Source organism: Nostoc sp. FACHB-892 (assembly GCF_014698795.1).
In the GTDB taxonomy this organism is placed as follows: domain Bacteria; phylum Cyanobacteriota; class Cyanobacteriia; order Cyanobacteriales; family Nostocaceae; genus Nostoc.
This window is the reverse complement of record NZ_JACJTR010000001.1, coordinates 66875-80108: the sequence shown is the minus strand read 5'-3', so window position 1 is coordinate 80108 and position 13234 is coordinate 66875. Positions and strand designations below refer to the sequence as shown.

Sequence of the window (13234 nt, the reverse complement as noted above, 5' to 3'; positions counted from 1 at the left end):
GTAATTCGTAATTCGTAATTACCAAGCTTTCCTTTCTGTCTCTATATTCAGGGGATATAAACATCCTCTCAAGATTGATTCTGCCCGATGAGATTAACGATCGCTGAAGCTAAATCTGCTGGATCGACAGGTTTAGGTAGGTGTTTTTGAAATCCTGCTGCCATTGCTTGGTTGTAGTTGATTTCTCCAGCATAAGCAGTCAGTGCGATCGCCGGAATTTGCCCGTTTTGATCTGGTGGTAATTTTCTTACCTCGCGCAGCAGCATATAGCCATCCATTAAGGGCATTCCAATATCGCTTAACAGGATATCTGGCTTTGATTGGACTAGTATTTCCAGCGCTTCACTTGCTGATTCAGCTACTGTTACAGTTGCGCCATATTGTTCTAGCGCAAAGCTAAAAAACTCTCGCACATCAGCTTGATCGTCCACAAGCAAGATTTGCACTCCAGAAAGTAATGTGTCTTCAGTGCTGAGTTCTGGTTGAGAAGCCTCAACACTCTCAACTCGTAACTCAGAATTTTTGAGCAAAGGTAGTCTGACTGTAAAAGTAGCACCTTGTCCTTCTCCCAAACTCTCTGCCTGAACTGTACCACCGTGAAGTTCTACTAGATGACGCACAATTGCTAGTCCTAATCCCAACCCACCAAATATTCTGGTTGTCTTGGCATCTGCTTGCCGGAAGTAATCAAATACGTAAGGCAAAAATTCCAGCATGATTCCCTTACCTGTATCAATCACCTGAATTTGGGCTTCTGACCCAACTTGCTCTAGACGCACTTCTACTCGTCCTTCTGTGGGTGTGAATTTAACGGCATTGGAGAGGAGATTCCACATTACTTGTTGCAAGCGATCGCCATCGCCCAGAACTTTGCCGATATCAGGACTTAGCACCGTTGTGATTTGAATTGATTTGGCTTCTGCTGCTAAACGCACCGTTTCTAGTGCAGCAGCGATCGCTACTTTCAAATCCACTGCATAAAGATTTAACCTGACTTTACCTTGTAAAATCCGCGAAACATCAAGTAAATCTCCAATCAGTTGAGTTTGTAACTTGGCATTGCGCTCGATTGTTTCCAATGCCCGGATTCTTGTGGCTTCGTCAAACTTGCGGGTTCTGAGTAACTTTGCCCATCCTAAAATCGGATTTAGGGGGGTTCTAAGTTCGTGGGAAAGGACAGCGAGAAATTCATCTTTAATCCGGTTGGCTGTCTCGGCTTGCGCCCTGGCAGTCTTTTCAGCTTCGTAAAGTTGAGCGCGGGCGATCGCTTGTGCACACTGCTGTCCCAGTGTCAACATAAATCCCCGGTCTTCTTCATTAAATATTTGTTCAGTGGCAAAGCTTAATCCTAATGCCCCGATTACTTTGCCTTCTGCGATCAATGGAATGCAAGCCCAGGCATTATTCCCCGTGAGAGCCACAACATCTGCTAGGTTCGGATATTTAGCGATCATGGCTGCTAAATTTTCTAAAAAAATCGGCTCACTAGTTCTGACTGTTTCCGCTATCTGGTTAGGTGCAATGATCGGAAAACTTGCCCAAGCATCTATGAGTGATTGTGGATAGCCAATTGCTTGCACAACTTTTAGGGTAGTACCTCCCTCAGTAAGTAAGACAACGGAACCAGCAGTAGCTTGCAAGGCGGCAATCCCTTGGTTCACAACTACATCAGCCACCTGTTGGGGAGTTAGTGCTTCCGAAAGGGCAGCAGTTATTCTTTGTAAAAGTACTGTGCGATTGACTGACCTTTCAGCTGCCTGTTTTGCCTGTTGAGTTTCTTGATATAGTCTGGCGTTGTCGATGGCTGTCGCAGCCCGACGAGCAATATCCTCTGCTAAGGCCAGGTCTGTTTGTTTGTAATGCCGGCCTGACTCGGCTGTGAAAAAAGATATTGCGCCAAATAATTGTCCACGGGAACGGACTGGAATCACCATTAAAGAACGAATACCCAGGCTTCGCAGTAATTGCAGGTGTTCCTCATCTTGAGCCATCTGTATAAGATTAGAGTCAGATAATTCGGAGTAAAAGGCAGATATTCCTAGTTTTAGCTGCTGTAAAAGCTGTTTGGCTCTGGTTTTGGGTCGATAACGCCGTCGGATTTCGTCTAAAATATTTAGTTTTGTGGGATCGGCAATTGCGATCGCAATTTGTTTACTTGACCAATCTTCCTGGAAAACATCTACAATACACCAGTCAGCTAGGGTAGGAACTGCTAAATTAGCCACACTTTCTAAGGTGATTTCATAATCTAATGAGGCAGCGAGTAAGGTGCTAGCTTCGACTAAAAACTGTTGTGTGGTTTCAACTCGTTTGCGTTCGCTAATATCTTCAACAATGCCTAATGCATACTTTGGAAGTCCTTTAGCATCCCAAACTACTGATGAAGTTAGGTTTACCCAAAGAATGGAACCATCTTTGCGGATGTAGCGCTTCTCTAGGGAATAACCACTAATCTCTTTTGTTAAAACTCGCCGTGCATTTTCCCAATCAATTTCTACGTCATCAGGGTGGGTAATATCCTGAAAGTTCAGTTGAATTAACTCTTCATGGCTGTATCCTGTAATCTCACAGAGGGCAGGATTAACCTGAATAAATCGTCCATCCAACGCTACCAGAGTAATGCCCACAGCTGCCTGGTTGAACATTGCCCGGAATCTTTCTTCGCTTTCTCGCAAGGCAACTTCTGTTTGCTTTGCTATTGTTACATCTGCCAAAATAATCCCAATTCCTACCGTTTCGCCCATTGCGTTGTTGACCGGGTAATAGTTGCCCAGCCAGTGACCGTAACGTTCTGGTTGTTCCCTTGTCTTACCACTGATTTCTACATTCAGCAGGGGTTCTCCAGTATCCAACACGCGCTGTAAGTATAGCTCAAACTCAACCGCCATCGCTGGCAACACTTCGCCAAATTTGCGCCCTAGATGTTCTTCTATGGTCAAACCGTTAATGTCAGCAAAAACTTGATTAATTCGGATATATCGCAGTTCCCTATCCAAAAAGCATACGGCAACGGGAGCAGCTTCTAAGAGGGCATCTAGAAGAGATAGAGATTCGGCATAATGAACTAAAGTTTGGTGGATATCTCGATAAAGTCGGGCATTTTCCACTGCTAAGGCAGCACGATGGCTAATATCTGTTGCTAAAGTTAGGTCAGTGCGATCGTAGCGACGGTCTGATTCTGCGGTGACAAAGCTAATAGTGCCGAGGACTCGCCCTTGTGCGATTAACGGCACAATCATTACAGACTTTATCCCCAATTGCCGAACAAGTTCTAAGTGTTCCTGATTCTGAGTACTTGCCACTAATAGCGAGTCAGATACCTCTGAGATTAATTCGCTTTGCCCGGTTTGCAGTACTCTAGTAATTGCACTTGCACCTTTATAATCTGGCGCATACTGCTGAAGTTTACGCGCCAACTCTGCTTTGGATGGGTCTGCATAGGCAATGGGTAAGCGGCGAATGGAATTATCTTCATTTAAAATATCAACGCTACACCAATCAGCTAGCTGGGGAACTGAGATTTTAGCGATTTGTTCTAAGGTTTCTTCGTAATCTAGCGAAGTGGAAAGAAGACTACTAATTTGGGCGATATAGCGAAGTCTTTCTTCAGCCTGCTTGCGCTCTGTAATATTTACACCTGCACAGGTAATACCCTGAATGCTATTGTCTACATTCCTTAGCGGTTCAACCAGCAAATCATAATAGCGGTTTTCTCCACAAATTGTTAGATAAACCTCTTCACGGGTTGAAACACCAGTTTCTATTACCTTTAGCTTAATTGCTCTCAATTGCTCTGCTACTAAAGCCGGAAATAAGTCATCATCAGACTTACCTAACATTTCCTCAGCAGTATTTAAACCTTGAGGATTATGAATCCACTGATATCGCAAATTGCGATCCTGCTGAAAGATCACGATATCTGAACTACTTAACCCTAATCTAAATCGCTCTTCACTAACTCTCAGCTTTTGTAGATTTCCATCAGCCCGGCTTTTGACAGTCTTTAATGCCTCACATAAGATACTAAAGAGTAACCCTTGTAATGCAAACAACCCAATTCGTATAAAATTGGGTAGGTCAAAACTCAACTCATAAGCTGGGGGGAGAAAAAAATAATTGCTCAGTAACGCAGACAAGAAAGTTGCTAACAGCCCTGACTTCAAACCACCATACCAACCACTCACCATTACAGCGCTAAAGAACAGCAAAAAAGGAGTTCTACTCATGCTTAACCAGGGGTCTAGCATCAGCATTAGCACTAATGTAAGTGCGACAATTAATACAACATTGCCATAATGCAGTAACTGGGAATAATGAATATGGGGCATGAAAATGTCTGAGAACAACCAATACTTATTGCAGAGGCTGTACATACCCTAAGCTAGTTTGCAAATTTTGGTAATTTATCTCTAGATAGATTTATTTTATTTTTAAAAGCCTCTTTTGCTAGAGGCTAATTATTAATTTATATAGTAAACAAAGCTATAATTTATCATGAATATTTTATATCTATAACATTGATTTGCTGATCATAAATACTCAATTGCCAGAAATGCAGTAACCCAAGTTGGTCAAAAAACTTATGGCATAAAAACTACTAATATGCTATGTGTTTATTATTTAGCTGCAATAATCAGAGCATAAATACAAAGTTTTACTTGTCAGAAGTGCTTCTGCTGCCTGGTGGCTTAGGGGTTTAGAAAATAGGTAGCCTTGGCCCAATTCGCATCCAAGTTGCTGTAACCATTGAAGTTGTTGAGGCGTTTCTATACCTTCTGCAACAACGGCTAATCCAAGTTGATTGCTTAAAGCAATGATAGTATTAACCACCTGATAATTGCGGTTTCCTTGTTGCATCTGACTCACAAAAGAGCGATCAATCTTCAAATTATCAGCAGGTAAAAGATGGAGATAATTGAGCGATGAATAACCAGTACCAAAGTCATCAATACTAATCTGAATTTTTTTAGATTTTAATTGGCTTAATAAATCAATTGTATTACTAATATTCTCAATTAGCATACTTTCAGTAATTTCTAGGGTTATGCAGTCGCCTTCTAAATTTGTTTGAGCTAGTATTTGATCGATGTCTTCAATTAAGCTACCTTGGCGAATATCTTGAGCAGAAAGGTTAATGCTAATCTTGATCGGAAAGCGAGTAGCAAACTTTGTTTTCCAGTTTGCTAGTTGTTGACAAGCTTTGTAGAGCATCCAACGATCAATCTGCACAATTAGCCCAGTTTCTTCCGCGATAGAGACAAATTCATCCGGTAAAACTAACCCACGAGTCGGGTGTTGCCAGCGTAGCAATGCTTCAAATCCAATCAGCCGACCTGCGCTTTGTTTGCCGTAAGCATAGTCAAGGATGTCAACAATTGGCTGATAATATATAATAAACTCTTCTCGTTCGATAGCTTTGCGAATATCGGTTTCTAGAGTTAGCCTGTTTACGGCTTGAGTGTGCATTCTGACATCAAAAATTTTGTACGAATTTGCCTTTTGAGCTTTGGCTCGATACATAGCAATATCGGCATCTCGGAGTAAATCGGAGGCTTGAGAATAGCTGTTTGTTCCTAAAACGATTCCGATGCTTATACTGATAACTATCTCGGCATCATTAAGTATCAACGGTGTCTGAAAATCTGCAAGGATGCGCTCAGTAACTTGAATAGCTTTTTTAATATCAGGAATGTCTTCCAGCAAAATTACGAATTCGTCGCCACCGATTCGAGCGACTAAATCAACGTCCCGCAAATGAGTTTTTAGCTTGTGAGCAGTGTTCCTTAACAGTTCATCTCCAGCTAGGTGTCCTAAACTGTCATTGATCAGTTTAAATCTGTCTAAGTCTAGAAACAAGACGGCGTAACGATAGGTTTCTAGTCGTTTAGCTCGGTTAATAGATAGTTCTAGCCGTTCTACCAAAAGTGTGCGATTTGGTAAATCCGTCAAAGGATCGTGTAAAGCATTGTGGATAATTAACTCTTGTGCTTGTTTGCGATCGCGCAGCGCAGCTTGTCGTTCGCTGACATCTAATAAAACACCATACCAGACAATCTCTTCATTTTCTCGACATTCTGGACGAGCGCTTGCCTGTACCCACTTGAGTTTGCCGGAGGGTGTAACTAATCGCCACTCGTGAGAGAATGGTTTTAAAGTTTGAGCGCTCTCCTTGCCTGCTGCATAATATCCTGGACGATCATCAAGATGAATTTGTTCAAAGCAAAGAGAGGCATTTTCTAAAATTTGATCTGGCGTTAACTCTAAAAGATCCAGACAACCAAAACTGACGTAATCAAAGGCAGTAGAACCATCAGAATACTGAACAAAGGTGTAAATCATGCCGGGTATATTAGAAGCTAATGTTCGTAGCAGCTTTTGAGCTTGTTTGCGTTCCGCCCGCACCTGTGCATCTCGAAGTTCTCGACGCACTGCTTCTGGCAATCGATTTAAGTTATCCTTCATGACATAATCATTCGCACCCGCTTTCATCATTTCCACAGCAAGTACTTCGCCTATTGTGCCGGAAACCAGAATGAAAGGGATATCTTTCTGGCTCTGCTTTGCTATTTCCAGAGCCGCAGAAGCGTTAAATCCCGGCAGTCGGTAATCTGAAATTATCACATCCCAAGTCCGGCTGTTGAGCGCTATTCGTAGCTCTTTGTCCGTTTGCACACGCTCCCAGATTGGATTGAAACCACTGCAACGTAATTCATGGAGCAATAACATGGTATCCTCCTCTGAATCTTCAATAATCAGGACGTTCAAAGGTTCATTCATACCCCACAATCTCCTTGGTAACTATTGAGTAAACTTGTATAATTAGGCTGGTGAGTCAAGCGATTCTAGATTGTCTCTATGCTTCAAAGCTCTGGTTCTGAGTAAATAATTTTGTATTTTAAATTTTAGTTTTTTTATCATATTTTAATTTACTTGTTCTGAAACCTTCCTGGTACTTTGAATTTTGAACTATTTTTTTTAAATTTAAACTTAAAAATCTAAAGTTTTGTCAAATAATATTTATCATTGTGTGTAACATTTGCAGGCAGTTTAACCATGCTGGAAATTCCTGAATATCAAATTTACACAAAAGTTAATGAAAGTGCTAATTCACGGGTTTATCGGGGAATTAATCAACAGAATAATTTGCCTGTAATTTTCAAGGTTTTAAAGAAAGACTACCCCACACCAGAAGAAATTACGCGCTATAAGCTTGAATACGAAATTACGCGTAGCTTATCATTGGATGGTGTTGTCCACGCTTATAGTTTGCAGCAATATCAAAATAGATTTGTAATCATTTTGGAGGATTTTGGAGGAGAATCTTTAACAAAAATTATAGCAACCAAAAAATTTACACTAATAGAATTTTTGAAGTTAGCCATTCAGATTACTGAGGCCTTGGGTGCAGTTCATGCAGCTAATATTGTTCATAAGGATATCAATCCATCCAATATTGTTTTTAATCTAGAAACAAAACAACTTAAAATTATTGACTTTGGTATTTCAACTGCCTTATTGCGAGAAACATTAACTCTCAAAAATCCAACAGTATTAGAGGGAACATTAGCTTATATATCTCCAGAGCAAACAGGCAGAATGAATCGTTCTCTGGACTATCGAACTGATTTTTACTCTCTAGGCGTCACCTTTTATCACCTGTTGACTCATCTATTGCCGTTTGAATCTAGTGATGCGCTGGAGCTAATTCATCACCACTTAGCTATGGAGCCTATTCCACCCCATTTTATCGATCCACAAATTCCTCTGGTAGTTTCTGAAATTGTTCTGAAACTGTTAGCAAAAACAGCAGAAAATCGTTATCAAAGTGCCTGGGGAATTAAAGCTGATTTAGAAGAGTGTCTGAATCGACTAAAACACAAGGAACGAATTGAGCCTTTTTTGTTAGGGAAACAAGATATTTCTGATAAGTTTCATATCCCTGAAAAGCTCTATGGCAGAGAAAGGGAGGTGGAGATGTTATTAACGGTATTTGAAAGAATAGCAGGTAAAAATGACCCTAATTTACCCGCATCTGCTTCTCAAGTAGAGCTGATGTTGATAGCAGGATACTCCGGTATTGGCAAGTCAGTTTTGGTGCAGGAAATTTATAAGCCGATTACACAACAACGAGGTTACTTTGTTTCAGGTAAATTTGATCAGTATCAGCGAAATATCCCTTACTTTGCGATCGCACAAGCCTTAGAGTCACTAATCAAACAATTACTGACTGAAGATGAAGCGCAACTGTGTCAGTGGCGAAAGAACCTTTTAGCTGCCCTTGGCTCAAATAGTCGAGTTATTACCCAGGTAATTCCAGCATTAGAATTGATTGTAGGCAATCAACCAGAAGTACCTGTATTACCACCACCGGAAGCCCAAAATCGCTTTCACCAAGTTTTCCAAAATTTTATTAGCGTTTTTACCCAGTCAGAACATCCACTGGTAATCTTTTTGGACGATCTTCAATGGGTAGATAATGCCTCGTTGAAGTTGATCCAATTACTAGCTACTGCTACCAAGAGGCAATCTTTGTTGTTAATGGGGGCATACCGGGATAATGAGGTTAATGCAGCCCATCCCCTCATGCAAATGGTAGAGGAAATTCGCCACGGTGGAGGAGTGGTAAACCAACTTTCTCTTTTACCATTGAGCCTACCTGATATTAATCAGTTCATTGCCGATACATTGCACTGTCAATCAGAGGATTCCCTGTCTTTAGCTGAACTGGTACAACGAAAAACTGGTGGTAATCCCTTTTTCATGAATGAATTTTTGAAATCTCTTTACACTGAAGGGCTACTGGAATTTAATCACCAAACCAAAAAATGGCAATGGTCGATAGAGCAAATTCAGGAGCAGGGAATCACAGATAATATTGTCGATTTGATGGCTCTTAAGATTCAAAAGCTCAATAAAAGGGCCCAGGAAGTCTTGCAGCTAGCCGCTTGCATTGGCAACTCTTTTGATCTGCAAACCCTAGCAAATGCTAGGGAACTATCTCAGCGAGAAACCGCACAAACTTTAAAAGTGGCGATCGCTCAAGGATTAATTCTGCCTCTGAGCAATACCCATAAATCGGTTGAGTTGGATGTACCACTCCCTAGCGATTGCCCTGTCATTGAATATAAATTTGTTCACGATCGCATTCAGCAAGCAGCTTATTCTTTAATCCCCGAATCAGAACAGAGAAATTTTCATCTGCAAATTGGCAAACAACTACTCCAGCAAAGTTCTGCTCAACAACGAGAGCAAAATATCTTTGACATCACCAATCAACTCAATTTGGGTAGAGAACTAATTCAAACCCAGTCAGATCGGGATGAACTGGCTCAACTAAATTTGATCGCAGGAGAAAAAGCGAAAGCTTCTACAGCATACAACTCTGCTTTAAGATACTTCCAAACAGGTTTAGACCTGTTGGCAGATAATTGCTGGCAGACTCAGTATGATTTGACTCTAACGCTATATAGTCTAGCAGCAGAAACCGCTTATCTTAATGGCAGGCTAGAGCAAATGGAGCAACTAGTAAGCCGAGTGCTAGAAAATGTCAGAACCCTAGAAGCTAAAATCAAAGTCTATGAAGTGAAAATTCAAGCCTATGCCGGACAGATGCAATTTCTGGAAGCACTAGAGATTGGTCTTCAATCTCTAGCAGAATTAGGCGTAAATTTGCCAGTCGCACCTACTTCAGAAGAGATCGAGCAATCATTCTCAAACACTGCCCATAATTTACAGGGAAAGCGGGTTGAAGATTTGCTTTATCTGCCGCCTATGACTGATGCGATCGCTTCCCTCAGCATCCGGTTATTGGCAAATTTAATGGCCCCAGCCTACCAAGCAGCCCCGACGCTATTTCCACTGATTATTCTGGAGATGGTGAATTTATCAATTAAATACGGTAATCATGACCTTTCTGCCTTCGCCTTCGCCGCATACAGTAACATTTTGGGCAGTGTGCTGCTGGAAATTGAAAGGGGCTATGAGTTTGTGCAGTTGGCTCTCAAGCTACTAAATCAATCCAGCAACTTACTGATCCGTTGTAAAACCCTGTTCATGGCCAACACCTCTGTAAGGTTTCGTAACGTTCACCTCAAAGAAACAATTAAACCATTACAGGATGCTTACCAAATCGGCATTGAGACAGGAGATTTGGAATTTGCTGGATATAGCATTTTGCATCACTGCGACCACTGTTTTTTTACAGATATGCCCCTGTCTGAATTGGAACAGAAGCTGGAAAGCTACATCCAAGTACTCACCCAACTGAAAGAATCTACTAACGCCAATGCACTCAAGGTTTATCAACAAACAGTCTTGAACTTGATGGCAACATCTCCTGCTCCCAACGTTTTGATCGGTGAGGCTTATGATGAATCGAAAGAATTACCTTTGCTGCAACAAGCTAATCATCATAAAGGACTGTTCTATCTTTACTTCAATAAACTGTTTCTTTGCTATTACTTTGAGAATTTCCCTGAAGCCGTTGACAACGCCAATCAGGCAGAAAATTATCCCAGTGGAGGCAGATCGAATGCTGTTTTCCCCATCTTCTATTTTTATGATTCCCTGGCGCGACTGATGGTCTATCCGCAAGTGAATCAGGAAGAGCAGGCGGCTATCCTCGAACGGGTAGCGAACAGTCAAGAGAAGATGCAACTTTGGGCGCACCATGCCCCGATGAACTATCTGCACAAGTGGCATTTGGTAGAAGCAGAACGGCATCGGGTATTGGGTGAAGTGATGGAAGCAATGGATGCGTACGATCACGCGATCGCCCTGGCCAGAGAAAACCAATACCTCCAAGAAGAAAGCCTGGCCAACGAACTAGCAGCAAAGTTTCATTTGGCAAACAACCGGATAACAATTGCCAAAGCCTATATACAAGAGGCGAGGTACGGCTATCTGCGCTGGGGAGCAACCGCTAAAGTTCAGGATTTGGAAAGACGCTATCCCCAACTGCTAGAACCGCGATCGCAAATAAGCAAAACACATAAACTTCACACTACAGAATCGGCTTCTAGCAAGTTAGAAGTACTTGATTTAGAAACAGTATTGAAAGCCTCTCAGGCAATCGCCAGTGAAATTTTGTTAGATAAACTCCTGGCAAAACTAATGATGATTTTGATTGAAAATGCCGGGGCGCAAACTGGTTATCTGATTTTGCCAACACAAGAAAAATGGCAGATTGAGGCCATGGGGTCGATTGGCGATGAGAAAATAGCTGTTTTGCAATCAATTCCTTTGGAATCGATATCAGCAGACAGCACTCCTTACTTGCCATCTGCCCTAATCAATTATGTAGTTCGCACCCAAGAAAGCATCGTCCTCAACAATGCGATTCAAGAAGGCAACTTTCAATCTGAACCCTGGATTGTGCAACGCCAATCGAAATCGATTCTTTGTGCGCCTCTATTGAACCAGGGAAAACTGGCGGGAATTGTACTTTTAGAAAATAATCTAACCACTAGGGCATTTACCCCAGAGCGAATTGAAATTCTCCATTTACTTTCTACTCAGGCGGCTATTTCCATTGATAATGCTCGTCTATTGAAGCAAGAGGCAGAACTGAATCAATCCTTACGGGCTGAAATTGCCGAACGCCAAAGGGCAGAAAAAGACCGCGATCGCTTAATTGCCATGCTAGAAGCCACCACCGACCATGTTGGGATGGCAGACTCCCAAGGCAATGTTTTCTGGAGTAATGCTCAGTTTCGGAAACTCATCGGCGTTTCTCTAGATGCTGAACTCTCCAACTTTAGCATCTCAAACTACCATCCCCAGTGGGCACTAGAAATTATTCAAAACCAGGGCATTCCGGCGGCGATTCGAGATGGCACTTGGGTTGGTGAAACTGCTTTGTTAGGAACTGATGGCAGAGAGATTCCGGTTTCTCAAATGATTGTTGCTCATAAAGCAACAGATGGCAGTCTAGAATATATTTCTACAATCATCCGCGATATCAGCACCCTCAAAACGATAGAGGCAGAAGTTCGCCAACTTAATGCCGAATTGGAAGAACGGGTAATCCAACGGACTGCCCAATTGCAGGCTGCGAATAAAGCGTTGGAGGCATTTTCTTACTCTATTTCCCATGATCTACGGGCACCACTGCGGGCGATCGTTGGTTTTTCGAGAATGCTCCAAGAAGACTATGGTGAGCAACTTGACTCTGAAGGCAATCGTTATCTAAAAATTGTGCGGGAGAATGCCAAACGCATGGGTGAGTTGATCGATGATCTGTTGAACCTATCCCGTCTAGATCGTAAAGAAATATCTCGGCAGCCCATTTTGTTAAATGAAATGATTCAAAAGGTGCTGAGTGATTTAGCTCTAGATATGAAGGGTCGTCAGATTGAGTTTGCGATCGCTGACTTACCCATTTGTCAAGCTGACCTTTCCTTGCTCAAACAAGTCTGGATAAACCTGTTATCAAATGCCATTAAATATACTCGTTACAAATCTCCTGCCTGCATTGAAGTGGGCTATGAGATGATGGATGGTGAAGGAGTTTACTTCATCAGAGATAATGGGGCAGGATTTGATATGCGGTATGCCGATAATCTCTTTGGGGTATTTCAACGTCTGCACCGCGAACAAGAGTTTGCAGGTACGGGGATCGGACTAGCGATCGTGCAACGCATTATTCAACGCCACGGTGGGCGTATCTGGGCCGAAGCAGCGATCGATCAAGGCGCGACCTTTTATTTCACCCTTCAAGGGTAAATTAACCCATGAGTGACCAACCCATAGATCAGCCCACTGACCCATCTTCAGAACAACCAATTTCAATTGTATTAGTTGAAGATAATCCCACCGATGCCGAGCTAACTATCCGAGCACTGCGTCGCAATAGAATTGGCAATCAGATTCAACTACTTGAAGATGGAGCCGAAGCCTTAGATTTTCTTTTTTGTCGTGGAAACTACGCCCACCGTAGCATGACGAATCAACCCAAAGTCATTTTGTTGGATTTAAAACTGCCAAGGATAAGTGGATTAGAAGTTTTACGGCAACTCAAGGCTGATCCACGAACACAAAGGATTCCAGTTGTGGTGCTGACCTCTTCTGCTGAAGACCAGGATATAATCGAGAGTTACCAACTTGGGGTGAATAGCTACATTGTCAAACCTGTCGATTTTGAACAATTCAACCAAGCAGTCCAACAGCTTGGTTTTTATTGGATTTTGTTTAACCAATTGCCAGTTTTATGACACCAATGTGAGGCATGGGGCAT

The 13234-nt window shown here is 42.1% G+C and carries 4 protein-coding genes; 2 read left to right on the top strand and 2 right to left on the bottom strand.

The features are described from left to right. Positions 1-68: 68 nt before the first annotated feature. Together H6G96_RS00305 and H6G96_RS00300 are read right to left on the bottom strand one after the other, a co-directional pair. On the bottom strand, positions 69-4328 hold the full coding sequence (locus tag H6G96_RS00305; protein WP_190909396.1) for a PAS domain S-box protein: 4260 nt from the start codon (positions 4326-4328) through the stop codon (positions 69-71). 292 nt (positions 4329-4620) lie between these two features. After that, positions 4621-6777 (bottom strand): EAL domain-containing protein, encoded by a 2157-nt coding sequence (locus H6G96_RS00300; RefSeq protein ID WP_190909395.1) that lies wholly within the window; start codon positions 6775-6777, stop codon positions 4621-4623. Between the two features lie 276 nt (positions 6778-7053). On the opposite strand from H6G96_RS00300, the gene H6G96_RS00295 reads away from it, so the two are divergent. Next, positions 7054-12723 carry an AAA family ATPase gene (locus H6G96_RS00295; protein WP_190909394.1) on the top strand — a complete coding sequence of 1890 codons (5670 nt, stop codon included), beginning with the start codon at positions 7054-7056 and terminating at the stop codon, positions 12721-12723. Between the two features lie 8 nt (positions 12724-12731). Then, a complete protein-coding gene (locus H6G96_RS00290) occupies positions 12732-13211 on the top strand; it encodes a response regulator (protein WP_190909393.1) in 480 nt (159 codons plus the stop codon). The last annotated feature ends 23 nt before the right edge of the window (positions 13212-13234 follow it).

Bases quoted from the DNA above. Each gene is read 5' to 3' on its own strand.
- H6G96_RS00295 (WP_190909394.1), top strand. From the start codon at position 7,054: ATGCTGGAAATTCCTGAATATCAAATTTACACAAAAGTTAATGAAAGT.
- H6G96_RS00300 (WP_190909395.1), bottom strand. From the start codon at position 6,777: ATGAATGAACCTTTGAACGTCCTGATTATTGAAGATTCAGAGGAGGAT.
- H6G96_RS00290 (WP_190909393.1), top strand. From the start codon at position 12,732: ATGAGTGACCAACCCATAGATCAGCCCACTGACCCATCTTCAGAACAA.
- H6G96_RS00305 (WP_190909396.1), bottom strand. From the start codon at position 4,328: ATGCCCCATATTCATTATTCCCAGTTACTGCATTATGGCAATGTTGTA.